Genomic DNA, 23,096 nt, shown 5'->3' with positions numbered 1-23,096 from the left:
GTTTCATCGACGATTTATCGATGAAACGTCAGTGAGCATGTTCCGCAAAAGTGGGCACCATGAGAACATGCTCGGCTTTTTATCTGGCGCGAATTCTTGTCGTTCAGCCGGAACCGGCTGAACGGAAAGCGCGCCGAGCCTTATGGGCCAATAATCGGGGGATCGGATCATGAGCGGCCGTTGGGACTTCTGGATCGACCGTGGTGGCACCTTCACCGACGTGATCGGCCGCGATCCTGCAGGCAAGTTGCATGCCCGCAAGCTGCTCTCCGAGAATCCCGGCGCCTATCGCGACGCTGCCGTCCAGGGCATCCGCGACCATCTCGGCCTCAAGACCGGCGAGCCGATCCCGGCCGGCACGGTCGGCGAGGTCCGCATGGGCACGACGGTCGCGACCAATGCGCTGCTCGAGCGAAAGGGCGACCGCACGCTGCTCGTCATCACCAAGGGTTTCCGCGATGCGCTGCGCATCGGCTACCAGGCCCGGCCCGACATCTTCGCCAAGGAGATCATCAAACCCGAGCAGCTCTATGACGCGGTCGTCGAGGTCGAGGAGCGCATTCTGGCCGACGGCAGCGTCGAGCAGGCGCCGAACGAGGTCGCGATCCGCGCCGCACTGCAGGCGCAGTACGATGCCGGTTTTCGCGCCGTCGCGATCGCCTTCATGCACGGCTATCGCTACCCGGCCCATGAGCAGCTCGCCGCCAGGATCGCCCGCGAGATCGGTTTCCCGCAGGTATCGGTCAGCCACGAGGTCTCGCCGCTGATCAAGCTGGTCGGCCGTGGCGACACCGCCGTGGTCGACGCCTATCTCTCGCCGATCCTCGCCCGCTATGTCGCACAGGTCTCGGAGGAGCTCGACATCGCCCGAACCGGCGCGCGGCTGATGTTCATGATGTCCTCGGGAGGTCTTACCGCTGCCGAGCTGTTCCAGGGCAAGGACGCGATCCTGTCCGGCCCGGCCGGCGGCGTCGTCGGTCTTGCCGAGACCGGCCGCTCAGCCGGCTTCGACAAGGTCATCGGCTTCGACATGGGCGGTACCTCGACCGACGTCGCTCATTTCGATGGCGAGTATGAGCGCGCCTTCGAGACCGAGGTTGCCGGCGTGCGCATGCGGGCGCCGATGATGCTGATCCACACCGTTGCTGCAGGTGGAGGATCCATTCTCCATTATGACGGCTCGCGCTTCCGCGTCGGTCCCGATTCCGCCGGTGCCAATCCGGGCCCGGCCGCCTATCGCCGCGGCGGCCCGCTTGCCGTGACCGACGCCAACGTCATGGTCGGCAAGCTGATCCCGTCCTATTTCCCGCCGATCTTCGGCCCCGGCCAGGACCAGCCGCTCGATGTCGGGACCGTCCGCGAAAAATTCGCGACGCTTGCGGCCGAGGTTGGCGATGGTCGCTCGCCCGAGGAGGTCGCCGACGGCTTCGTCCAGATCGCCGTCGCGAACATGGCCGAGGCGATCAAGAAGATCTCGGTGCAGCGTGGCTACGACATCACCCGCTATGCGCTGAACTCCTTCGGCGGCGCCGGCGGCCAGCATGCCTGCCTCGTCGCCGATGCGCTCGGCATCAAGACCGTGCTGCTGCACCCGTTCTCCGGCCTGCTTTCGGCCTATGGCATGGGCCTCGCCGAGATCCGTGCGACGCGGACGGCGGCGCTCGACGTGCCGCTCGATGGCGAGGCGAAGGCGGCGATCGCCGGAATCGGCGACAGGCTTGGCGCCGAGACCCGCGCCGAGGTCGCCGGGCAGGGCGTACCGGAAGGCGACATCGCCATCCATGTCCGCGCCCATATCCGCTATGCCGGCACCGATACGGCGATTGCTGTCGCTTTCGGCTCGCGCGCCGAGATGCAGGAGGCTTTCCAGGCCGCGCACAAGGCGCGCTTCGGCTTCATGGACGAGACCAAGGCGCTGGTCGTCGAAGCCGTCGAGGTCGAGGCGGTCGGCGGCGGGGCCCGCTTTGAGGAGGCCGCAGCGGCCGAGAACGCCGGCGAGCCCGGAATCGCCGAGCGCACCCGCTTCTTCTCGAAGGGGCAATGGCACGAGGCGGCGATCGTCCGGCGCGAGGCGATGGCACGAGGCCAGGGCATTGCCGGTCCGGCCATCGTGATCGAGCCGAACCAGACCGTCGTGGTCGAGGATGGCTGGACCGCAAAGCTGACGGCCAAGGACCATCTCGTCCTGACCCGCAGCAAGGCGCTGGTTCAGAACGCCGCAATCGGCACCAAGGCCGATCCCGTCATGCTCGAGATCTTCAACAACCTCTTCATGTCGATCGCCGAGCAGATGGGCGTTACGCTGCAGAACACCGCCTATTCGGTGAACATCAAGGAGCGGCTCGACTTCTCTTGCGCCGTCTTCGCCTCCGACGCCTCGCTGGTCGCCAATGCGCCGCATATGCCGGTCCATCTCGGCTCGATGGACAAGTCGGTCGAGACCGTCATCAAGAACAACCCGGTGATCAAGCCCGGCGACGTCTACTGCCTGAACGCGCCCTATAATGGCGGCACGCATCTGCCCGACATCACGGTCTGCACGCCGGTCTTCGATGCCGAGGACAGGGACATCCTGTTCTGGGTAGCCAGCCGCGGCCACCACGCCGATGTTGGCGGCACCGCGCCGGGCTCGATGTCGCCGCTCGCGACGAATATCGAGGAGGAAGGCGTCTATATCGACAACTTCAAGATCGTCGATCAAGGCCGCTTCTGCGAGGAGGATCTGGTCAAGCTGCTGACCGGCGCGCGCTATCCGGTCCGCAACGTCGTGCAGAACGTCAACGACCTGAAAGCCCAGATCGCCGCCAACGAAAAGGGCGTGGCCGAGCTGAAGAAGATGATCCGCTCCTTCGGCCTCGATGTCGTCCAGGCCTATATGGGCCATGTCCAGGACAACGCAGCCGAGAGTGTCGCGCGCCTGCTGACCAAGCTGCACGACGCCGAGTTCACCTATCCGATGGACCAGGGCTGCGCGATCAAGGTGAAGATCACCATCGACCGCGACAGGCGCGAGGCCACCGTCGACTTCACCGGAACCTCGCCGCAGCGGCCGGACAATTTCAACGCGCCGGCACCCGTCACCCGCGCCGCCGTGCTCTATGTCTTCCGCGTCATGGTCGACGATGCGATCCCGATGAATGCCGGCTGCCTGCGGCCGATCAAGATCATCGTGCCGGAAGGCTCGATGCTGGCACCGCGCTACCCGGCCGCCGTCGTCGCCGGCAATGTCGAGGTCAGCCAGGCCGTCACCAACACGCTGTTCGGCGCGCTGGAGGCGATGTCGTCCTCGCAGGGCACGATGAACAACCTGACCTTCGGCAACGATCAGTATCAGTATTACGAGACGATCTGCTCGGGATCGCCGGCCGGGCCGGGCTTCAACGGCACCTCCGGTGTGCACGTCCACATGACCAATTCGCGCCTGACCGATCCGGAGATCCTGGAGACGCGCTTCCCGGTCGTGCTGGAGGATTTCCACATCCGGCTGGGTTCGGGTGGCAAGGGCGAGTGGAACGCCGGCGACGGCACCAGCCGCACCATCCGTTTCCTCAAGACGATGGACTGCGCCATCCTCGCCTCGCATCGCAAGGTCAGGCCCTTCGGCATGAAGGGCGGCGAGTCCGGCGAACTCGGCAGGACGCTGGTCCGGCGTTTGTCGGGCGCAGTCGAGGAGCTCAAGCCATCAGACCAGACGCTGCTCCAGGCCGGCGAAGCAGTCACCGTGATCACGCCGACGGCCGGGGGCTATGGAAAGCGCAAGAGTTGAGGCTCAAGCCAGATCGGTCTGCGCGAAATCGTTGCCCTTGTAGAGCAGGGGCAAATCGCGGCTGCGGGCGCAGGCATAGGCGAAGCAGTCACCGAAGTTGAGTGCGGCCGGGCTGCCGACCGCACGGCTGTAGCGCTTGGCGACCTCGATCGCGGCGCGACCGATCTCCGGCGTCACGGAGATCTCCTCGGCGCCGAGATCGACGACGAATTGCCGGACGCTGGCTTCGGCGCGAGTGATCATCTCCGCATCGGGCTCGCGGCCTGCCGCCCGTGCCTTCTTCGCGGCGAGGCCGAGCACCGCCTCGAACAACCCCGGTGGAGAAACCACCAGCGGCGTGGCGGCTGCCTCCAGCCGCGTGATCAGCGATTCCACATCGGATTCGCGGCCCAGGATTGCGACGATCGCGGACGCATCGAGATACATCAGCGTTCGCCCCACATCTCGTCGGTGAAGCGCTTCATGTCGAAATCGCCCGGCGCCTCGCCCATGGCGTCGGCGATTGCAAGGCTGCGCGCAAGTCGTTCCCGCAGCGGCTTGTCGGCCTCGATGCGAGTCAGCTCGTTCTCAAGCGCGGCCTTCACGGCATCAGTCTTGGTGCGCGCTCCCGTCGCCCGCTGCACGCGTTCGGCCAGGGCGTCCACGGCATCGTCGCGAATATAAAGCGGCATGAAATGTCTCCTGATGGATATTCAAATAAGATGATATGAATATTCATGCAAGCTGTGCGCGGGCTTACGGTTCCTGGCCTGATGACGCGCCCGCAGGGGATGCCTATCTGAAGTCTCTGAGACGGAGACCTGACCATGCCCCAGACCTGGATGATCACCGGCGCCAATCGCGGCATCGGCTTGGCGCTGACGATGGAATTGCTGCGGCGGGGGGACCATGTCGTCGCCGCGGCGCGCGATCCCTGGGGCGGGGCCCTGGCGGAGGTCGCCGGCGGGCAGGCCGGCACGCTGACTCCGCTCGAACTCGACGTCACCTCCGACAGGAGCGTCGCCGCGGCCAAGCAGGCGCTCGATGGCCGGCCGATCGACGTGCTCGTCAACAATGCCGGCGTTTACGGCCCGCGCGACCGGCAAACGGCACTCGACATGGATTTCAAGGCCTGGCGAGAGGTCTTCGAGGTCAATGTCTACGCCCCGTTACGCGTCGCGCAGGCCTTCCTGCCGAATGTCGAGGCGGGCTCAGGCCGCAAGGTCGTGACGATCTCGAGCCGCATGGGCTCGATCGGCTCCAACCCGTCCGGGGCCGTCGCCTATCGCTCTTCGAAGACGGCGGTGAACATGGTCATGGTCGCCTTCGGCAATGCCGTGCGCGACAGCGAGGTCGCGGTGCTGCTCTTCCATCCCGGCTGGGTCCGCACCGACATGGGTGGCGGCGGCGCCGATATCCCGCCGACCGAGAGCGCCGCAGGATTGATCGCGACGATCGACGCCTCCGGCATGGCCCAGACCAACAGCTTCCGAAACTGGAAGGGTGAGGCGATCCCGTGGTGATCGTCTCACGCTGAGCCTCAGTTGCCGCGGGTCGAGGCGAGCCAGAGCCCGCCGCCGATCAGGAAGCCGCCGCTGACCTTCGACATCAGCCGGACGCGCCTTTGCGAGAGGAAGCGGCCGGCCCGGCCGGAGAGAACCGCATAGGCGCCGTCGCTGAGCGCAGCGAACAGCATCGTGGTCGCGCCCATGATCGCGATCTGGGTGGCGTAGTCGCGCGCCGGATCGAGGAATTGCGGGAAGAAGGCGCCGAAGAAGACCAGTGTCTTCGGGTTGCTCAGCGCCACCAGCAGGCCCTGCAGGAAGAAGCCGCCGCGCGGCGGGCGCGCCTCGCCTGCACCCTCGGCGGTTGCGCCGGCGCTGCGATACATCTTCCATCCCAGCCAGATCAGATAGGCGGCGCCGGCGAGCCTGACCCAGTCGAACCAGTGGCCCATCGCGGCGATCACCGAGCTCAGGCCGATGCCGACGATCGCGATCATGATCGCGAGGCCCGCCTGCGTTCCTGCCATGTTGAGAAGCCCGGCGCGGCTACCATGCCTCAGGCTGTTGGCGATGATCAGCGTCACCGTCGGGCCGGGTACGATGATGATCACCAGGCAGGCGACGAGGTAGGCGGCGAAGAGTTCGAGTGACATGGGGGCAGCCTCCGGAGGCTTGGCGGCCGCCTCGCGGGCGGAGCGTCATTCCTCCTCTGTTTGCCATGAGCTGTCGAGAGGGAGGGCGCGTGCCAACACGGGATTCTGGTCTTCCCGCTGACGGCGAAGGTCGATACGCAAAAAAAGGCTGTCAAGCTGAAAATTTCAAATATTTGAGGTAGTTAGCTGGCTCCGTTAAGTATCTGTTTGCTTCGCAACTGCGAGAAGTCGGCCGTCGGCTTTGGCGGTGGGACACGATGCGGCGGTTCGGGTTGACGGCGAAGATCACGGCGCTTTTCGCGATCTTCGGCATCGCGGCCGCGCTGGGTCTCGCCAGCGCGGTGAGCGGTCTCGACTCCGTCCACCAAATCGACCGCGAGGCTTTCGGCGGACAGCAACTCGCCAACAAGGCCGCATTGCTCTCCAGCCGGGTCGCGCAGGCTTCGCTGCTCAGCCGGTTCGACGACGTCACCGAGGCTCGGGCTGTCGAACAGGCGCTCGACCAGCTCGATGCCGCGGTGGAGCTCGTGGACGCGGCACGCGCCAGCCTGACGTCTTCCTTGCCGGCAAGCGTCCTGCAAGCCAATGCGACGCTGGATGCGCGTATCCGGACCTTCATCGATTTCCAGCGCGATATCGTCGAGATCGGCCGCAAGGTCTCGCCGAAGGCGGCTTTGATCGAGGCTTCCGCCGAAGCGGCGAAGGAGAATGTCCGCCAGATCATGCTGGTGACCTCGGTCATGCGTGACGAACTCGACCGGCAGGCCGGGATTGCTGCGGCGCGCGCGCAGGACCTCGCCTCGCAAGTGCGATTGCGGGTCATCATGATCGCCGCCGGCCTGCCGCTCGCCGGTGGGTTGCTGGCGATCTTGATGTTGCGGGCGCATCTGACCCGGCCGCTGCGCGAGTTGATGGATACGATCAAGCTGGCGACATCGTCGGACCGGATCGTCGAGGTGCCGCATCGCAAGCGCCGCGACGAGATCGGCGAGCTCGCCCGCACAGTGCGGACGCTGAGCGAGGTCCGCGCCACATTGGTCACCCGCGATGCCGAGGCCGATCTGGCGCAGCAGCTCCGGCAGCACCGGACAGACGAACTGCACCGGATCGCCCAGGAGTTCGAGGCCCGCATCGGCCGTCTGCTCGCCGATATCGGCCGGCTGAGCGAGGGCCTTCGCGCTGCATTGGCCGCGTCGGCGACCCGGGCCGGGCAGATTTCGCATAGCGGTAGCGCTGCGGCCCAGGCCGTCGCCGGAGCTGGCGACGAGGCGGAGCGCATCGCCGACGCCGCGGTGCGGCTGGAGGAGGTCGTCGAGCAGATCAATCGCGAGGTCAGGCGGGTCTCCGAAACCGCGAGCCTGGCGACCCGCGAAGCTGCCGGCACGGTCGGCCTCGTCGGCCGGTTGACCGAGAACGCCGGCAAGATCCGCGACGTCGTCCAGCTGATCCAGGCGATCGCGCGCCAGACCAACCTGCTCGCGCTCAATGCCACGATCGAGGCGGCGCGGGCAGGCGCGCATGGCCGCGGCTTTGCCGTCGTCGCCAGCGAAGTGAAAACCCTGGCGACGCAGACCGCCGACGCGACGGCGCAGATCTCCGCCCGGATCGCGACCGTGGACGCGGCGCTGTCGCAGGCCGCTCAGGCGATCATCGGCATCGCCAGCCGCGCCGGTGCGGTCGAGCAGGCGAGCACGGAAATCTCGACCATGGTCGCCTCCCATACCGGCCTGCTGCAGGGGCTCGGCGAGACCATCGCGCGCATCTCGGTGGTCACCGGACAGGCGGCCGCCGCGGTGACGACGATCGCCGGCGCTGGTGTCCAGACAGCGTCCCATGCCGAGCAGGGCGCGAGCGGTGCCCGCCAGCTTGACGAGCGCATCTCAGCCCTGCAGGCGGAGGCCGACGAGTTCGCCCGGCGCCTGCGCGCCGCCTGAACCGGCTTGCCATGGCCGGCCGACTCGCGGCCATGTGCGCCATGCCAAAAAGCCTGTGCATCCCCTCATGAGCTGGTCACCGCAGCAGGACGCGGCGCTCGCCGCCGTGGCCGATTGGCTGAAAGTCGGCTCGCCGCAGCTCTTCCGTCTGTTCGGCTATGCCGGCACGGGCAAGACCACGCTCGCCCGCCACCTCGCCGAGGGTGTCGACGGCACCGTCGTCTTCGCCGCCTTCACCGGCAAGGCGGCGCTCGTGCTGCGCAACAAGGGCTGCGAGGGCGCGCAGACCATCCACTCGCTGATCTACCGTTCGCGCGGCGTCGACGAGGAGAGCCCGACCTTCGTGCTCAACCGCGAGAGCACGGCCGCGAAGGCCAAGCTGATCATCATCGACGAATGCTCGATGGTCGACGAGGATCTCGGCCGCGACCTGCTCTCCTTCGGCACCCCGGTGCTGGTGCTGGGCGATCCCGCGCAGCTGCCGCCGGTCAAGGGCGGCGGTTTCTTCACCGAAGCCGAGCCCGACGTGATGCTGACCGAGGTCCACCGCCAGGCTGCGGACAACCCGATCGTGCGCATGTCGATGATCGTGCGCGAGGGCGGGCGGCTCGAGATCGGCGAGTATGGCGCGAGCCGGATCATTCGCCGCGCTGAGATCACGCCCGAGATCGTGTTGTCGGCCGACCAGGTGCTGGTCGGCATGAACAAGACGCGCCGGCAATACAATGCCCGCATGCGCCAGCTCATGGGCCATGTCGCCAATGTGCCGGCGGTTGGCGAGAAGCTGGTCTGCCTGCGCAACGACAAGAGCAAGGGTCTGCTTAATGGCGGCGCCTGGATCGTGCAGGAGCTGAAGACCTCGAAGAAGGGCCTCATCACCATGCGGGTGACGCCTGAGGACGACACCGGTGGAAAGCCGGTCAAGGTCTCGGTCATGCCGAACTTCTTCGACGGCACCGAGGACGAGGTGCCCTGGGAGCTGCGCCGCCACACCGACGAGTTCACCTTCGGCTACGCCCTTACCGTCCACAAGGCGCAGGGCTCGCAATGGGACAATGTCGTGCTCTTCGACGAGGCTTTCGCCTTCCGCGAGCACCGGGCGCGCTGGCTCTACACCGGCCTGACCCGCGCGGCCGAGACGATCACGGTGGTGATGTAGGGCCCGCGAGCAGGCGGGCGCGCTCGAAGTCCTTGGGGCGGCCGAAACTTTTGATGATGCGCCTGAGCTCGTCCCGCTCGGGGACATAGACGGTTGTCGCACCGATTGTGATTGCCTGTCGCGTCGCCGGCTGGACCGCGCGCCAGCTATCGCCGACGCGATGCTCGAATCCGGCCATAAGATCGACGGGCACGGGTGGCTCCGGCCATTTGGCGAGGACCGTCGAGCGGAACAACGGGTTTGGCGGCCCTCGATGGGGTTCGATGCCGAGAGCCGGCAGGATGCGGTTGATATCCTCGAGGCTCAGCAGCACGTCGACATCGGCGACGGAGATCGGGCTGGCGCCGTGAAGGGCGGCCGCGGCGCTGGCGATGATCCACCAAGGCTCGCGGGCGTTCTCCGTGATCGCAGCGACGGAACCGAGGGTTTCGATCAGGGGCGCTGGCAGGCTCATGGCCGGCCTATAGCAGCTTCCAGAGCGGCCTTGCCATGTCTGGCGAACGACGGCGCCGCTCATGCGGCGAGGCCAAGCCAGACCGCCACGGTAGATTGGAATTGCGCGTAGCGCTGCTGGCGGAGAAGAATTTTCTTGGTATGCGATGGGCTCGTGCTGGCCCGGCAATGCATCGGAACCCGAGATGATCGCAGCTTCGACCTTTGACTTGCACATCGACCGCCGCGGCAGCAACTGCGCCAAATGGGACAAGATGGAGGCCATCTACGGCGTGCCGGTTTCCGACGGCATCGCCATGTGGGTCGCCGACATGGACTTCCGCCCGCCGGCTTGCGTCCAGGCCGCGATCGAGGCGATGGCTGGCCATGGCGTCTACGGCTATTTCGGCGACGAGCGCACCAACAGCGACGCCATCCGCTGGTGGATGCAGGAGCGCCATGGCTGGGTGGTGGAGCCACAGGCCATCTTCACCACGCACGGGCTGGTGAACGGCACCGCGCTCTGCGTCGACGCCTATACCAAGCCAGGCGACGGTGTCGTGCTGATGACCCCGGTCTATCACGCCTTCGCCCGCGTCATCAAAGCTGCCGGCCGCGAGGTCCTCGAATGCCGGCTCGCGCAGGAGGACGGCCGCTACGTCCTCGACATCCCCGCCTGGGATGCGCAGATGACCGGCAAGGAGCGCATGCTGATCCTGTGCTCACCGCATAATCCGGGCGGCCGGGTCTGGAGCCAGGGCGAACTCCGCCAGATCGCCGATTTCTGCGTCCGCCACGACCTGATCCTCGTCTCGGACGAGATCCACCACGATCTGGTCATGCCCGGCTACAAGCACACGGTCATGCCCGTCGCCGCGCCCGAGATCATCGATCGCCTGGTGATGATGACCGCGACGACCAAGACCTTCAACATCGCCGGCGCCCATGTCGGCAACGTCATCATCCCCGACGAGGCGCTGCGTGCGCCCTTCCGCACCCGGATGAACGCGCTCGGCATCTCCCCGAACTCCTTCGGCATGGAGATGTCGACCGCCGCTTACAGCAAGGAAGGCGCGGCCTGGGTCGATGCGCTCGCGGCCTATCTCGACGGCAACCGCCGGCTCTTCGACGCGGCGATCAACGCCATTCCCGGCTTGCGCTCGATGCCGCTGGAGGCGACCTATCTCGCCTGGGTCGACTTCGCCGGCACCGGCATGGACGCCAAGGAGTTCATCGCCCGTGTCGAGAAGCAGGCTAAGATCGCGGTGAACCACGGCACCAGCTTCGGCGCCGGCGGCGACAGCTTCCTGCGCTTCAACCTCGCGACCCAGCGCTCCGTCGTGATCGAGGCGGCCGAGCGCCTGAAGCAGGCGTTCGCTGATATGCAGTAAGGGGCTTGCGGCGAGCTGTGAGGCTCGCCGCCTGTTACTGCCTCACAGCCGCTGCGAGGTCGTCCCCTTGGCGATGATCGGGCCGGTTGGGCGTCCCGTCGGCGAGCCGCTTGCCGGTTCCAGCGTGATCTCGAAGAGCTGGTCCTTGCCGAGCGGCAGGTTGTCGAGGCGCAAGGGTGTCGAGCGGGCTCGGTCGATCAGGCCGACCGAGCGCGGGCCGACGGCGCGGTCCCACAATGTCCAGATCTCCAGCGCCTTGCCGGCCGGCACGTCGATGCTCTGCAAGGGCAGCATCTCGACACGCCCGTCGGCGAAGGTGTGCACCACCGCGGCAGCGGCGTTGTTGTCGGTCAGCAGCACAGCGACCATCAGCGGTTGACGCTTGGCGCGATCGAGGGCGCCGACGAGGCCGACCGCCAGCAGCACGGTTGCCAGTGCGCCGGCAAAGGCCGCGCCGCGCCAGACGAAAAGGCTGTTCCACCAGTCGGCAAGGCGGCTGGAGCCGGCCATGGCCGGGCGCGCCGCCGCTGCTGAGGCCGCCGGCTGGATGAGACCCACTATCCCGGCCTCGATCCGCGACCAGAGATCGGTGGGGGGCGTGATCGGAGTGGCCGTAGCGTCGAGGGCGGCGAAATGATGGCGCCAGCGCTCGACTGCGGCGGCGAAGGCGCTGTCCTGCTCCAGGCGATGTTCAGCGGCATGGCGGTCCTGGCCTTCGAGCAGGCCGAGGACATATTCGCCCGCGAGAGCGATGGCTTCGGGCGAGGCTGCGTCGGCGACGGGGCTCATCCGAGGCACTCCTTCAGCGAGAGCAGCGAGCGGCGGATCCAGGATTTCACCGTGCCGAGCGGCAGCTTCAGGCGCCCGGCGATCTCGCCATGGGTCAGCCCCTGGACGAAGGCGAGCAGCACGAGGCCGCGCCGCTGCGGCGGCAGCATCTCCAGGCAGGCGCGCAGCGCCGTTGCGTCCGACAGTTTCGCCATCACCGTCTCCGGGTCGTCCTCCTCGCTCGCCGTTTCCTCGGCGATCGGTGTATCGCTCGTCTCCGTCCGCTTCTCGTCGCGCAGGATCGAGAGCGAGCGGTTGCGCAGGATCGCGTAGATCCAGCTCAGGCCCGCGCCGCGCTCCGGATCGAAGCGGGCGGCATGTCGCCAGACCAGTACGAACGCATCCTGCACCGCTTCCTCCGCCAGGGCGCGGCGCTTCAGCAGACGCTGCGCCACGCCGAGCATACGCGGCGACTCCACCTCGTAGATGCGCCGGAGTGCTGATTTATCGCCGGCGGCACAGGCGAGCAGCGCGGTTTCGATCTCGCCGGTCTGTCGCGGCTGCGTAGCGTCAGTCGCCATCCGTCTCCCCGGTATCCAACCGCCGTCGCAAGAACAGCGGCCAATTGTTACGCGACGCGCGCCGCCTTGGATGCAGGCCGCAGCTTTTATTTTTTCATTCGCATCCGCCTTGGAGCGCCGCCGCTATCCGCCATGGGTGCCGCGTCGCAGGAGGCGTCGGCCAGCCCCTTTTGAGATCGCGACACGAACCGGAGGACATCCCCAATGACCAAGGCTCGCAACCTGTTTCTCGCATCCACCATTCTCGCCACGGCCTTTGCCGCCAGCGCTGCTCATGCCGGCATGGTCGCCGTGCTGACCGGCGACGATACGCTCACCATGGTCGACACCGCGACCCAGAAGGCCGGCAAGTCGATGAAGGTCAGCGGCATCAACGGCAAGATCGCCGGCATCGACGTCCGCCCCGCCGACGGCATGCTCTATGCCCTGGCGGTCGACGGCACGATCTACACGATCGACAAGGCCGGCAAGGCGACGATGAAGTCGAAGATGGACACGGTGCTGTCTGCCAGCACGATGGCGACGGTGGACTTCAACCCGGCGGCCGACCGCCTGCGCGTCATCGGCGCGGACGGCACCAACCTCCGCGTCAATGTCGATGACGGCAAGACCACGGTCGATGGCAAGCTGAAGTTCGCCGAGACCGACATGCACAAGGGCGAGACGCCGATGGTCGTCGCCGGCGCCTACAGCAATTCGGTCAAGGGCACCAAGGAGACGGCGCTCTACGACATCGACGGCAAGATTGGCGGGCTCTTGAAGCAGGCACCGCCGAATGACGGCGTGCTCGGCGCGATCGGCAAGCTCGGCATCACGCCGAAGGCGATTGCTTTCGACATTGAGACGGCGGCCGACGGCACGAACACCGGCTGGCTCGTCGCCGATGGCGGCCTCTACAAGCTCGATATGGCCACGGGCAAGGCCGCGATGGTCGGCAAGATCAGCGGGCTCTCCGCGCCGGTACGTGATGTCGCGGCGTTGCCGGCGATGTAAGCCGAGCGGATATTCCGACCGGGGCGAGGCCGCCGTTCTGCGAGGAACGGCGGCCTTTCTCATGTTCTGAACGACGATATTGCAGTCGGGCTTTCGCCATAGTTGCAGTGGAGCCTGCACTCGGCGACCCGAACGGCGGAAGGCGCGGACATGGCAGATCGCTCCGAGCCAAGTCAGACAGTGCTGGCACTACAGCGTTTTGGCCTCGGCCTGAAACCGGGACAGGCTGCTGGCTTGGCGGATGTCCGCGAGCGCCTGCTCGCCGAGAGTCGCAGCGAAGGCGCTGCCCAGCCACGCGTCAGCTTCTCCGGCGCAGCGCCGATCGGCCGGGCGCTTTACGCCTTCGAGGATGAGGAGCGCGCGGCGCGTGAAGCGCGTCGGGTGGCCGGACAGCAAGGCATGGCGCAAGGCGTGCAGGTTGCGGCCGCGCCACCTATGCCGGGACAGCCGCAAGGCCAGATGGCGGCGCCGGCGCAGCCGGTTCCGCAGTTTCCGCAGGCAATCTATCGCGAGGAGGTCGTCGCTCGCGTCCAGAACGCGCTCGAGGCCGAGACCGGTTTCGCCGAGCGGCTGGTGCAGTTCTGGTCGAACCATTTCTGCGTCTCGGTCGCCAAGGGCAATTTCGTGCGTGCCATGGCCGGCGCCTTCGAGCGCGAGGCGATCCGTCCCAACATCTTCGGCCGTTTCGAGGACCTTTTGATCGCGGTCGAGAGCCATCCGGCCATGCTCAATTTTCTCGACAACCAGCTCTCGATCGGTCCGGATTCGCGTGCCGGCAAGCGCCGTGGCCGCGGCCTCAACGAGAACCTCGCCCGCGAGATCATGGAACTGCACACGCTCGGCGTCTCCGGCGGCTATACGCAGGCAGACGTCACCAGCCTGGCGCGGATCATCACCGGCTGGACGGTGGTGGGGCGCGATGCCCGTCTCGGCTTCCCCGGCTCCTTCGCCTTCAATCCTGGCCTGCACGATCCCGGCGGCCAGAAGCTGCTCGGCAAGGTCTATCGGCAGGAGGGCAAGGAGATGGGGATGGCGGCGCTCGCCGATCTCGCCCGCCATCCGAGCACCGCCAATTTCATCGCCCGCAAGCTCGCCCGCCATTTTGTCGCCGACGATCCGGCGCAGGCGCTGGTCGCTGAGCTCGCCCGCGTCTTCCGTGAGACGGGTGGTGACCTCGCCGCGCTGTCGCGGGCACTGGTGACCTCGGAACTCGCCTGGGGCGCCCCGGCGACCAAGCTGCGCACGCCGCAGGAATTCCTGGTTGCCGCCTTCAGGGCGCTCGGCCGCAAGCCGGATTTCGGCCAGATCGCCGGACCGCTCGGGGTGATGGGCCAGCCGCTCTGGCAGCCCTCCGGCCCGGACGGCTATCCCGATACGAACGCGGCCTGGTCGACGCCGGAGGGGATCAAGACCCGCATCGACGTCGCTGCCCAGCTCGGCCGTCAGGCGGCGGGTTCGGTCGCCGATCCGCGCGCGCTGGTCGAGGAGGTGCTCGGCCCGCTCGCTTCGCCGCAGACGCGGCAGGCGGTGGCGCGCGCCGAAAGCAAGCAGCAGGCGATCGCGTTGCTGTTGATGTCGCCTGAATTCCAGCGGAGGTGAGCATGGCCGCCGATGATGATTGCGAACGGATGACGCCCTCACGCCGCGCCGTGCTTGGGGCGGCCGGTGCGCTCTTCGCCTGGTCATACATGCCGACATTCGCGCATGCGGCGGCCGGCGCGCGCGATTCCCGTTTCCTGCTGGTGGTGCTGCGCGGCGCGCTCGACGGGCTCTCGGCCGTGCCGCCGCTCGGCGACCCTGCTTACGCCGATCTGCGCGAAGGCATCGCGCTGGCCAAGGACGGTCCGGAGGCGGCGCTGCCGCTCGACGGCTTCTTCTATCTGCATCCGGCGATGCCGAACCTGGCGCGTCTCTATGCCAGCGGGCAGGCGGCGATCGTCCATGCCAGCGCGACTGGCTATCGCGAGCGCTCGCATTTCGACGGGCAGGATGTGCTGGAAAGCGGGCAGGGCGGTCCCGGCAAGACTGATTCCGGCTGGCTCAACCGTTTGATCGCCAGCCTGCCGCCGGGCGAGGCAGTGTCGCGCCATGGCGCGCTCGGTGTCGGCGTGGTGCCGCCTCTGGTGGTGCGCGGCGAGGCGCCGGTGCTCGGCTGGGCGCCGCCGCGCATGGCGCGGGCCGGCGCCGACCTCGTCCAGCGTCTCGGCGATCTCTATGGCGAGCGCGATCCCGCTCTCGCGCTGGTGCTGAAACGGGCGATCGAGACCGAATTGATCGCGACCCGGCAGGGCGCCGAGCAGCCGCGTGGCGGCGGCGGGCCGGACAGTGCCGAGGGCATGAAGCGCATCGCCGAGGGGGCAGCCCGCCTGGTCGGCGCCGAGGACGGCCCGCGCATCGCTGCGCTCGCCTTTGAAGGTTGGGACACGCACGCGAACGAGGGCGGTGCCAAGGGAAGACTCGCCAGCCTGCTCGGCGGGCTCGATGGCGCGCTCGCGACCTTCGAGAGCGGTCTCAAGCCGGTCTGGAAGGATACGGTGGTGATGGTCGTCACCGAGTTCGGCCGCACCGCCCGCGTCAACGGCACGGTCGGCACCGATCATGGCACCGGTACGGTCGCTTTTCTCGTGGGCGGGGCGATCAAGGGCAAGCGGATGATCGCCGACTGGCCCGGCCTCAGGCCGGAGCAGCTGCACGAGCAGCGTGACCTCAGGCCGACCACCGACATCCGCGCCGTCGCGAAGGGGGTCGTCGCCGACCTCTTCGGGCTGTCGGGGCCGGTGCTGGCCGAGAAGGTTTTTCCTGGTACCGCCGATCTCAAGCCCATGCAGGGGTTGGTGATCTAGTTGGCGTAGTTTCACCACAGCCCTCATCCTGAGGAGCCGCGTAGCGGCGTCTCGAAGGATGGTCCAGAATGGCCGCCGATGGTTTATACACGAGAAGCCGGAATCCGAGTGATCGCAATGCGCGATACCGATGGATGTTGGGTCTACATTCTCAGATGTGCCGATGGAGCTTTTTATACTGGCTCAGCGCTCGACCATCGAGATCCGCGTCGCGGAGCACAACAATTGTGTTCATCCCGACAGTTTTACCTCTAAGCGCATCCCGGTAACGCTGGTCTTTGCCGAGCATTTTCAAGCCATCACGGATGCGATTGCCATGGAGCGGCGTATCAAGGGTTGGTCACGCGCCAAGAAGGAAGCGTTCATCGCGGGTGATTTCGAACGCCTCTCGCTCTTGTCGAAGCGGAAACCCACAGCCCCCGTCCTTCGAGACGCCGCTGACGCGGCTCCTCAGGATGCGGGCTGTTGATCGTTGGCGGCTTAGAATGCCCCTAGGTCAAGCCCAGGCGCGGCCCTTCAACTTCTCCTCATAGGCGTCGATCTTGGTCGACTTCTCCATGGTCAGGCCGATATCGTCGAGGCCGTTGAGCAGGCAGTGCTTGCGGAACGGGTCGATCTCGAAGCGGACCTCGCCGCCGTCCGGCCCCTTGATGCTCTGGTTCTCAAGGTCGACGGTCAGCGTCGCGTTCGAGCCGCGATCGGCGTCGTCGAAGAGCTTGTCCAGATCCTCCTGGCTGACTACGATCGGCAGGATGCCGTTCTTGAAGCAGTTATTGTAGAAGATGTCGGCAAAGCTGGTGGAGATCACGCAGCGGATGCCGAAGTCGAGTAGCGCCCAGGGCGCGTGCTCGCGCGACGAGCCGCAGCCGAAATTATCGCCGGCGACCAGGATCTCCGATTTGCGATAGGCGGGCTGGTTGAGGACGAAATCCGGGTTCTCCGAGCCGTCCTCCTTGTAGCGCATCTCCGAGAACAGTGCGGTGCCGAGACCGGTACGCTTGATCGTCTTCAGGTACTGCTTGGGGATGATCATGTCGGTGTCGACATTGATCACCTTCAGTGGGGCGGGGGTCGAGGTCAGGGTGGTGAAAGGCTGCATGGCGGATACTCCGGCAGGTCGTTCTGGTCAGGATGGGTGAGGCGCTGCGTCAGAGCTGCGCCGTCAGGAGCTTGAAGCTGGCGAAGGTGAAGAAGGCGGCGAGGCAGGCTTCCGCCCGGCGGCGGATCCTGCGGTAACCCGCGACCATCGACGCCGTCGAGAACAGGTAGGCATAGCTCTGGTTGATCGCGAGCGAGATCGTCAGGCAGCCGAGGATGATGGCGTAGAGCACGACCGCCGGCGTCTCGGGCCTGAGGCCGAGCGCGATGATCGCCGTCCAGCTCAGGATCGCCTTCGGGTTGGTGAGGTGCATCAGGTAGCCGCGCAGATAGAGGCGACGCCCCGAACCACTGGCTTTCGGCGGCGGCATCTCCGCCTGCATGGCCGAGCGCGCCGAGCGCCAGGCCAGGAAGAGCAGATAGAGTCCGCCGACGATCTTGATGGCGTAGAGCGCGCCGGGATGGGCGACGATCAGCGCGGTGACGCCGATGGCGGCGAGGATGCCCCAGGTCAGCGATCCCGTGGTGACGCCGAACGCCAGCGTCATCCCGGCCTTCCGGCCATGCTCCATCGAGGTCGCCATCACCTGGAGATTGCTCGGTCCGGGGCTGGCGACGGCGATGAAGAAGGCCGAGAAGACCAGGGCCAGATCGGGCAGGTGGCGGATCAGTTCGTCCAGCATGTCGCTATCCCGCCGCCTTCTCGATCGCGTCCATGTCGTCGTCGTCGAAGCCGAAATGGTGGCCGATCTCGTGGACGAGCACATGGCTGACGATGGCGCCCAGGCTCTCGTCATGCTCGGCCCAGTAGTCGAGGATCGGCCGGCGGTAGAGATGGATGGTGTTGGGCATCTGCCCGGTCTGCGGGGCATAGCCCTGCTGCGGCAGGCCGACCCCCGAGAACAGGCCGAGCAGGTCGAAGGGGCTCTCGGCTTCGAGCTCCTTCAGCACGTCGTCCTCAGGGAACTCGGTGACGTTGATGACGAGGTCGGCGCAGAGCTTGCGGAAATCCTCGGGCAGGCGGTCATAGGCCACCTGCGCCAGCACTTCGAACTCGGCGCTTGAGGGCGCGCGCACGCCGTCCCAGTCGAGGCCCTGCGAGGCCTCGGACGAAGCGGCTGCCTTGATCGACGGAACGCTACCCATCACCAGATCTTCAATTGATGCCCGAGCCACCAGGACAGGCCGATGAAGGCGATCAGCGAGAGGCCGCGGCCGATTCTGCGGCCCCAGAGCTCGATGTTGTCGCCTTCCGGCGCGTCCTTGCCGGAGAAGTGATCGGATGCGCGCCCCATGGACGAACCGAGGAAGCTCTCATCGTCGCGCTTGACGCGCGCGAGCGCTTCCTTGGCCTCCTTGGCACGAGCGGCTTCGCGGGGATCGGTGCTCATGACGTCCTCCCGCGAAACGATCCGCTTCAGCCCAGCGTGCGCACGTCGACGAAGTGGCCGATCAGGGCCGCTGCCGCCGCCATGGCCGGCGAGACCAGGTGGGTGCGGCCCTTGAAGCCTTGACGGCCCTCGAAATTGCGGTTCGAGGTCGAGGCGGCGCGCTGGCCAGGCTTGAGCTGGTCCGGGTTCATGCCGAGGCACATCGAGCAGCCCGGCTCGCGCCATTCGAAGCCGGCGGCGAGGAAGACCTTGTCGAGCCCCTCGGCCTCGGCTTGCTGCTTCACCAGGCCGGAGCCCGGCACGATCATGGCGTAGTCCAGGCTCTCATGGATCTTCTTGCCCTCGACGATCTTGGCGACCGTGCGCAGGTCCTCGATCCGGCCATTGGTGCAGGAGCCGATCCAGATCACGTCGAGCGGGATCTCGGTCATCTTGGTGCCGGCGGTCAGGCCCATATACTCGAGCGCCCGCTTCTTCGAGGCACGCTTGACCTCGTCCGCGATCTGCTCGGGATCGGGCACCGCGCCGGTCACCGAGATCACGTCCTCGGGGCTCGTGCCCCAGGAGACGATCGGCGGCAGGTTGGCGGCGTCGAGCCTGACGATCCGGTCGAAATGCGCGCCCTCGTCGGTGCGCAGCGTCTCCCAGTAACGCACGGCCTCGTCCCAGGCGGCGCCCTGCGGCGCCTTCGGGCGGCCTTTCAGATAGGCGTAGGCCTTCTCGTCCGGCGCGACCATGCCGGCGCGGGCACCGCCCTCGATCGACATGTTGCAGACCGTCATCCGGCCTTCCATCGAGAGGCCGCGAATGGCCTCGCCGGCATATTCGATCACCGAGCCGGTGCCGCCGGCGGTGCCGATCTCGCCGATGATGGCGAGCGTGATGTCCTTGGCGCCGACGCCCGGAGCGGGCTTGCCGTCGACCTGGACCAGCATGTTTTTGGCCTTCTTCTGGATCAGCGTCTGGGTGGCGAGCACATGCTCGACCTCCGAGGTGCCGATGCCGTGGGCCAGCGCGCCGAAGGCGCCATGGGTCGAGGTGTGGCTGTCGCCGCAGACGATCGTGGTGCCGGGCAGGGTGAAGCCCTGCTCCGGGCCGACGATGTGGACGATGCCCTGGCGGATATCGAGCTCGTCGAAATACTCGACGCCGAACTCTTTCGCGTTCTTGGCCAGCGCCTCGACCTGGATCCGGCTCTCTTCCTCGGCGATGCCCTTGCTGCGGTCGGTCGTCGGGATGTTGTGGTCGACGACGGCGAGCGTCTTGCCGGGGGCGTGAACCTTGCGGCCGGTCATGCGCAGGCCCTCGAAGGCCTGCGGGCTGGTGACTTCGTGCACGAGGTGGCGGTCGATATAGAGCAGGCAGGTGCCGTCGTCCTGGCGGTCGACGACGTGGTCCTCGAAGATCTTGTCGTAGAGGGTGGTGGGGGCCTTGGTCGCAGTCATGGCTTCAATCGCCTTTGGTATGGAAATCGGGTAGCGGCCCAATTTTGGGGCCAGCACGCATCGCAACGGCCTGTCGCCGGCCAGAGGCCGGTCTCAGGCGCAGGTAAGTCCGGCTGCGAGCGAGGCCGTGAAGCGGCCGAAGAAGCGCCAGGGCAGGCGTGCATGGTCATGCAGCGCGGCGAAGCCCTGGGTGGTCGGAAAACGGCGCAGGTTCAGCGTGCGGCGCACTACGCGCCGGACTTCGCCCCTGTTCTGCCGTTTCGTCGTCATGACCCGCTTCTACCAGTTCCAAACTGCACGGGCAACGCGGTACGCCTGTCGCAGCGGCAGCCGCGTAGCGCGTTCAGTGCAGGGCTGTTATCTAGCGGCTCCGGGCGCGCCGCGAAAGAGCGGCTGCGCCGGCAAACGGAACGGTGATGCGATGGCGCGCTTCTTTCCCTTCATGCTGCTGGCGGTCATCGCCTATGGCGTCACCGTCGCGGCGTTGGGCGTGCCGCTCTCGCGCGAGCTTCTCAATATCGGCCTGCCGTCCGGGACGGCCTTCGTGCTGACGGTCAGCGAGCTCCTGCTCGCGATCTCGACGGTCGTGCTGTTCTTCGAGATCATGAACGCGACCAGCGCCAAGTCGAGCTCGATCCTGAACCACGGCCTCTCCATGGTGGTGTTCATCGCCTGCGGTCTGATCTTCCTGTTCGTGCCCGGCTTCGGCACCGGCACCTTCGTGATCATCACGCTGATGGCGCTGGTCGATGTCATCGCCGGCTACTCGATCAGCATCCTGACCGCGCGGCGGGATATGACCTTAGGGAACAGCGAGTAAGAAGCGGCGCTCCAATCCAAAGCCCTCATCCTGAGGAGCTGCGCAGCGGCGTCTCGAAGGATGGTTCAGCTGCCTCCGGAGCCTCCTGGAGCATCCTTCGAGACGCAGCCTGATGGCTGCTCGTCGGGATGAGGGCTGGAGAGGGTCACAACTCACTCCGCAGCTGCCACAGCTCCGGGAAGAACGAGCGCTCCAGCGCCGTTCGCAGGAACTTCACGCCGCTGGAGCCGCCGGTGCCCTGCTTGAAGCCGATGATGCGCTCGACCGTCTTCATGTGGCGGAAGCGCCATTGCTGGAATTGGTCCTCGACATCGACCAGCTCCTCGGCGAACTCGTAGAGATCGAAATAGCTGTGCGTGTCGCGATAGATCGTCAGCCACACCGCCTTCACGCCCTCGTTCGTGACATGCGGCTGGCTCCAGTCGCGCTCGATGCAGTCCGCCGGGACCGGCAGGCCGCGTCGCGCCAGCAGGCGCAAGGCCTCGTCATAGAGGCTCGGTGCCTCCAGCAATTCCTTGAGATGGGCGTGATGCTCGGGATGATGCTTGTGTATCGCCAGCATGCGCGGGTCCTTGGCGCCGAGGCGGAATTCGAAGGCGCGATACTGGTGGGACTGGAAGCCGGAGGACTGGCCGAGTGCGTCGCGGAAGGCGAGGTAGTCGGCCGGGGTCATGGTCGAGAGCACGTCCCAGGCGCTGATCAGCTGCGCCTGGATGCGCGAGACGCGAGCGAGCGACTTGAACGCTGGCTGCAATTCGTCGGCCCTGATCGCGGCGATGGCGCCGTCGAGCTCATGCGCGGCGAGCTTCAGCCAGAGTTCCTGGACCTGGTGGATGGTGATGAACAAGAGTTCGTCGGGCGCATCGCTCAGCGGCTTTTGCGCCGCGAGCAGCAGGTCGAGCCCGAGATAGGAGCCGTAGTCCATCCGCTCCTTGAAATCGGTCTGGATGCCGGGTTCGATCCGGCTCTTGTGATCGCCTGTCCCGGTGGTCATCGTGCCGTCCTCGCTGGACTCGCGCCTTGACTGAGGACAGGCGCAAGATATTTTAAGCTTAAAGTATTTTGCCGGATCGGCAAGCCAGGGGAGCCTGATGATGGACCAGATGACCACTGCTCCCGCAACGCTCGGCCGCCCGCCCTTCGACCTCGCCGCGGACTTTTCGCGCTTCCGCCAGAACTGGCCGGCCAAGCTGCATTTCGCCGCCCACAGCCATCATTTCTGGCCGGATGCGACCCGCGAGGCGCACTTACGCGCCTGGGACGATGCCGCCCGCCTCGTCGACGGCAAATGGCAGGAGGTGCTCGGCCCGGTCTGGCAGAAGCTGGCGCAGGGCGTGGCGCGGCACCTCAACCTGCCCGGGATCGACGGGCTCGTCCCGGCCAACAACACCCATGAATTCGTCAACCGGCTGCTCTCCTGCCTGCCGCGCGAGCGAAAGCCACGCATCCTGACCAGCGATGCCGAGTTCCACTCCTTCCGGCGCCAGATCGAGCGGCTCGCCGAGGACGGATTGATCGAGCTCACCGTCGTGCCAGCCGAGCCTTTCGCAGGTCTGGCCGAGCGGCTGGCCGCAGCGGCGAAGGACGGCCCCGGCCCCGACATGGTCTTCGTCAGCCAGGTCCACTTCAACTCCGGCTATGCGCTGACCGATCTCGAGGCGCTGGTCGACGGAGTCTCGGCACCTGGCCGGCTCGTCGTCATCGACGGCTATCACGGCTTCCTGGCCCGGCCGACCGACCTCTCTGCCATCGCTGACAAGGCCTTCTACATCGCCGGCGGCTATAAATACGCGATGTCGGGCGAGGGCGCCTGCTTCATGCACTGCCCGCCCGGCTTCGCCATGCGCCCGCGCGACACCGGCTGGTATGCCTCCTTCGGCGCGCTCGCTGGCCCGCAAGACAGCATCGGCTATGCCGCGAATGGCTGGCGCTTCATGGGCGCGACCTTCGACCCGTCCGGGCTCTACCGCATGGGCGCGATGTTCGACTGGCTGGGTGCCAGGGGGCTCGACGCCGCGGCGATCCATGCCCATGCGCATGCCCTGCAGGCGATCTTTGCCGAGGGACTGGCGCGGCAGCCTTGCGGCGTGCTCGCTCTGGAGAACCTGGTCGTGCCGCTGAGCGAGCCGGCGCGCGGCAATTTCCTGACCTTCCGCCATGCCGACGCGGCGCTCTGGCATGAGAAGCTGAAGCAGGCGGGCATCACCGTCGACCTGCGCGGCGACCGCCTGCGTGTCGGCTTCGGGCTTTACCAGACCGAAAGCGACGTGAAGCTGCTGCTGGAGCGGTTGATGACGTTGCGGTAGGCTCTGGCCCGGTCAGCTTGCACCCCGCGCTG

Annotated in this window: 24 protein-coding genes; 11 read left to right on the top strand and 13 right to left on the bottom strand. The window is 66.7% G+C overall.

The genetic code is table 11. The features are described 5' to 3' along the window. Nucleotides 1-169 precede the first annotated feature (169 nt). A complete protein-coding gene (locus ASE66_RS01000; RefSeq protein ID WP_057187714.1) occupies nucleotides 170-3,766 on the top strand; it encodes a hydantoinase B/oxoprolinase family protein in 3,597 nt (1,198 codons plus the stop codon). A gap of 3 nt (nucleotides 3,767-3,769) precedes the next feature. Here the strand turns inward: ASE66_RS01000 and ASE66_RS00995 are convergent, their stop codons facing one another. Both ASE66_RS00995 and ASE66_RS00990 read right to left on the bottom strand, forming a co-directional pair. Continuing rightward, nucleotides 3,770-4,192: a type II toxin-antitoxin system VapC family toxin gene (locus tag ASE66_RS00995; RefSeq protein WP_057187713.1), complete on the bottom strand. Its 423-nt coding sequence runs from the start codon at nucleotides 4,190-4,192 to the stop codon at nucleotides 3,770-3,772. Further along, on the bottom strand, nucleotides 4,192-4,437 hold the full coding sequence (locus ASE66_RS00990) for a type II toxin-antitoxin system VapB family antitoxin (RefSeq protein ID WP_057187712.1): 246 nt from the start codon (nucleotides 4,435-4,437) through the stop codon (nucleotides 4,192-4,194). The genes ASE66_RS00995 and ASE66_RS00990 overlap by 1 nt, the downstream gene beginning before the upstream one ends. Nucleotides 4,438-4,572: 135 nt before the next feature. Between ASE66_RS00990 and ASE66_RS00985 the strand changes: the two genes are divergently transcribed. Continuing rightward, nucleotides 4,573-5,268, top strand: a complete 696-nt coding sequence (locus ASE66_RS00985; RefSeq protein WP_057187711.1) for an SDR family oxidoreductase — start codon at nucleotides 4,573-4,575, stop codon at nucleotides 5,266-5,268. Between the two features lie 17 nt (nucleotides 5,269-5,285). On the opposite strand, the gene ASE66_RS00980 is transcribed toward ASE66_RS00985, so the two are convergent. Next, nucleotides 5,286-5,903: a LysE family translocator gene (locus tag ASE66_RS00980; RefSeq protein ID WP_057187710.1), complete on the bottom strand. Its 618-nt coding sequence runs from the start codon at nucleotides 5,901-5,903 to the stop codon at nucleotides 5,286-5,288. Nucleotides 5,904-6,175: 272 nt separating this feature from the next. On the opposite strand from ASE66_RS00980, the gene ASE66_RS00975 reads away from it, so the two are divergent. Both ASE66_RS00975 and ASE66_RS00970 read left to right on the top strand, forming a co-directional pair. After that, nucleotides 6,176-7,837, top strand: coding sequence for a methyl-accepting chemotaxis protein (locus ASE66_RS00975; protein ID WP_162262431.1), 1,662 nt, complete (start codon nucleotides 6,176-6,178; stop codon nucleotides 7,835-7,837). 67 nt (nucleotides 7,838-7,904) lie between these two features. Further along, the gene (locus tag ASE66_RS00970; protein ID WP_057187708.1) at nucleotides 7,905-8,996 is read left to right on the top strand and encodes an ATP-dependent DNA helicase; all 1,092 of its coding nucleotides are present in this window, start codon (nucleotides 7,905-7,907) and stop codon (nucleotides 8,994-8,996) included. Here the strand turns inward: ASE66_RS00970 and ASE66_RS32875 are convergent. Continuing rightward, nucleotides 8,980-9,450, bottom strand: a complete 471-nt coding sequence (locus tag ASE66_RS32875) for a hypothetical protein (protein ID WP_057187707.1) — start codon at nucleotides 9,448-9,450, stop codon at nucleotides 8,980-8,982. The two genes, ASE66_RS00970 and ASE66_RS32875, sit on opposite strands and share 17 nt — an antisense overlap. 184 nt (nucleotides 9,451-9,634) lie before the next feature. Here ASE66_RS32875 and ASE66_RS00960 point away from each other — a divergent pair, with 184 nt between their 5' ends. Then, nucleotides 9,635-10,819, top strand: a complete 1,185-nt coding sequence (locus tag ASE66_RS00960; RefSeq protein WP_057188623.1) for a MalY/PatB family protein — start codon at nucleotides 9,635-9,637, stop codon at nucleotides 10,817-10,819. A gap of 42 nt (nucleotides 10,820-10,861) precedes the next feature. On the opposite strand, the gene ASE66_RS00955 is transcribed toward ASE66_RS00960, so the two are convergent. Both ASE66_RS00955 and ASE66_RS00950 read right to left on the bottom strand, forming a co-directional pair. Continuing rightward, nucleotides 10,862-11,608: an anti-sigma factor domain-containing protein gene (locus tag ASE66_RS00955; protein WP_057187706.1), complete on the bottom strand. Its 747-nt coding sequence runs from the start codon at nucleotides 11,606-11,608 to the stop codon at nucleotides 10,862-10,864. Beyond that, nucleotides 11,605-12,168 carry a sigma-70 family RNA polymerase sigma factor gene (locus tag ASE66_RS00950; RefSeq protein WP_057187705.1) on the bottom strand — a complete coding sequence of 188 codons (564 nt, stop codon included), beginning with the start codon at nucleotides 12,166-12,168 and terminating at the stop codon, nucleotides 11,605-11,607. The genes ASE66_RS00955 and ASE66_RS00950 overlap by 4 nt, the downstream gene beginning before the upstream one ends. A 204-nt stretch (nucleotides 12,169-12,372) precedes the next feature. Between ASE66_RS00950 and ASE66_RS00945 the strand changes: the two genes are divergently transcribed. The 4 genes from ASE66_RS00945 to ASE66_RS00930 all read left to right on the top strand — a co-directional run bounded on the left by ASE66_RS00945 (nucleotide 12,373) and on the right by ASE66_RS00930 (nucleotide 16,473). Further along, on the top strand, nucleotides 12,373-13,161 hold the full coding sequence (locus tag ASE66_RS00945) for a DUF4394 domain-containing protein (RefSeq protein ID WP_057187704.1): 789 nt from the start codon (nucleotides 12,373-12,375) through the stop codon (nucleotides 13,159-13,161). 150 nt (nucleotides 13,162-13,311) lie between these two features. After that, the gene (locus tag ASE66_RS00940) at nucleotides 13,312-14,760 is read left to right on the top strand and encodes a DUF1800 domain-containing protein (protein WP_057187703.1); all 1,449 of its coding nucleotides are present in this window, start codon (nucleotides 13,312-13,314) and stop codon (nucleotides 14,758-14,760) included. A gap of 2 nt (nucleotides 14,761-14,762) precedes the next feature. Beyond that, on the top strand, nucleotides 14,763-16,004 hold the full coding sequence (locus tag ASE66_RS00935) for a DUF1501 domain-containing protein (RefSeq protein ID WP_057187702.1): 1,242 nt from the start codon (nucleotides 14,763-14,765) through the stop codon (nucleotides 16,002-16,004). A gap of 163 nt (nucleotides 16,005-16,167) precedes the next feature. Then, on the top strand, nucleotides 16,168-16,473 hold the full coding sequence (locus ASE66_RS00930; RefSeq protein WP_320409741.1) for a GIY-YIG nuclease family protein: 306 nt from the start codon (nucleotides 16,168-16,170) through the stop codon (nucleotides 16,471-16,473). 27 nt (nucleotides 16,474-16,500) lie between these two features. On the opposite strand, the gene leuD is transcribed toward ASE66_RS00930, so the two are convergent. The 6 genes from leuD to ASE66_RS00900 form a co-directional block, all read right to left on the bottom strand. Then, nucleotides 16,501-17,103 (bottom strand): 3-isopropylmalate dehydratase small subunit, encoded by a 603-nt coding sequence (gene leuD, locus ASE66_RS00925; RefSeq protein WP_057187701.1) that lies wholly within the window; start codon nucleotides 17,101-17,103, stop codon nucleotides 16,501-16,503. Nucleotides 17,104-17,152: 49 nt separating this feature from the next. After that, nucleotides 17,153-17,785 carry a LysE family translocator gene (locus ASE66_RS00920; protein WP_057187700.1) on the bottom strand — a complete coding sequence of 211 codons (633 nt, stop codon included), beginning with the start codon at nucleotides 17,783-17,785 and terminating at the stop codon, nucleotides 17,153-17,155. 4 nt (nucleotides 17,786-17,789) lie between these two features. Continuing rightward, nucleotides 17,790-18,248, bottom strand: coding sequence for a metallopeptidase family protein (locus tag ASE66_RS00915; RefSeq protein WP_057187699.1), 459 nt, complete (start codon nucleotides 18,246-18,248; stop codon nucleotides 17,790-17,792). Beyond that, the gene (locus tag ASE66_RS00910; RefSeq protein WP_057187698.1) at nucleotides 18,248-18,493 is read right to left on the bottom strand and encodes a hypothetical protein; all 246 of its coding nucleotides are present in this window, start codon (nucleotides 18,491-18,493) and stop codon (nucleotides 18,248-18,250) included. Before ASE66_RS00910 ends, ASE66_RS00915 begins: the two co-directional genes overlap by 1 nt. Before the next feature lie 26 nt (nucleotides 18,494-18,519). Beyond that, complete coding sequence (gene leuC, locus ASE66_RS00905) at nucleotides 18,520-19,938, bottom strand: 3-isopropylmalate dehydratase large subunit (RefSeq protein WP_057187697.1); 1,419 nt, start codon at nucleotides 19,936-19,938, stop codon at nucleotides 18,520-18,522. Between the two features lie 93 nt (nucleotides 19,939-20,031). Then, nucleotides 20,032-20,208 carry a hypothetical protein gene (locus ASE66_RS00900; RefSeq protein ID WP_156411975.1) on the bottom strand — a complete coding sequence of 59 codons (177 nt, stop codon included), beginning with the start codon at nucleotides 20,206-20,208 and terminating at the stop codon, nucleotides 20,032-20,034. Nucleotides 20,209-20,359: 151 nt separating this feature from the next. On the opposite strand from ASE66_RS00900, the gene ASE66_RS00895 reads away from it, so the two are divergent. Next, nucleotides 20,360-20,758, top strand: a complete 399-nt coding sequence (locus tag ASE66_RS00895; RefSeq protein WP_057187696.1) for a hypothetical protein — start codon at nucleotides 20,360-20,362, stop codon at nucleotides 20,756-20,758. 145 nt (nucleotides 20,759-20,903) lie between these two features. Here the strand turns inward: ASE66_RS00895 and kynA are convergent, their stop codons facing one another. Continuing rightward, nucleotides 20,904-21,752, bottom strand: a complete 849-nt coding sequence (gene kynA, locus ASE66_RS00890) for a tryptophan 2,3-dioxygenase (RefSeq protein WP_057187695.1) — start codon at nucleotides 21,750-21,752, stop codon at nucleotides 20,904-20,906. A gap of 100 nt (nucleotides 21,753-21,852) precedes the next feature. Here kynA and ASE66_RS00885 point away from each other — a divergent pair, with 100 nt between their 5' ends. Then, the gene (locus tag ASE66_RS00885; RefSeq protein ID WP_244494763.1) at nucleotides 21,853-23,064 is read left to right on the top strand and encodes an aminotransferase class V-fold PLP-dependent enzyme; all 1,212 of its coding nucleotides are present in this window, start codon (nucleotides 21,853-21,855) and stop codon (nucleotides 23,062-23,064) included. Nucleotides 23,065-23,096 lie beyond the last annotated feature (32 nt).

Source organism: Allobosea sp. Root483D1, assembly GCF_001429505.1.
GTDB lineage: Bacteria > Pseudomonadota > Alphaproteobacteria > Rhizobiales > Beijerinckiaceae > Allobosea.
Note: the sequence above shows the minus strand (reverse complement) of the source record. Positions and strands in the feature narration are given on the sequence as shown.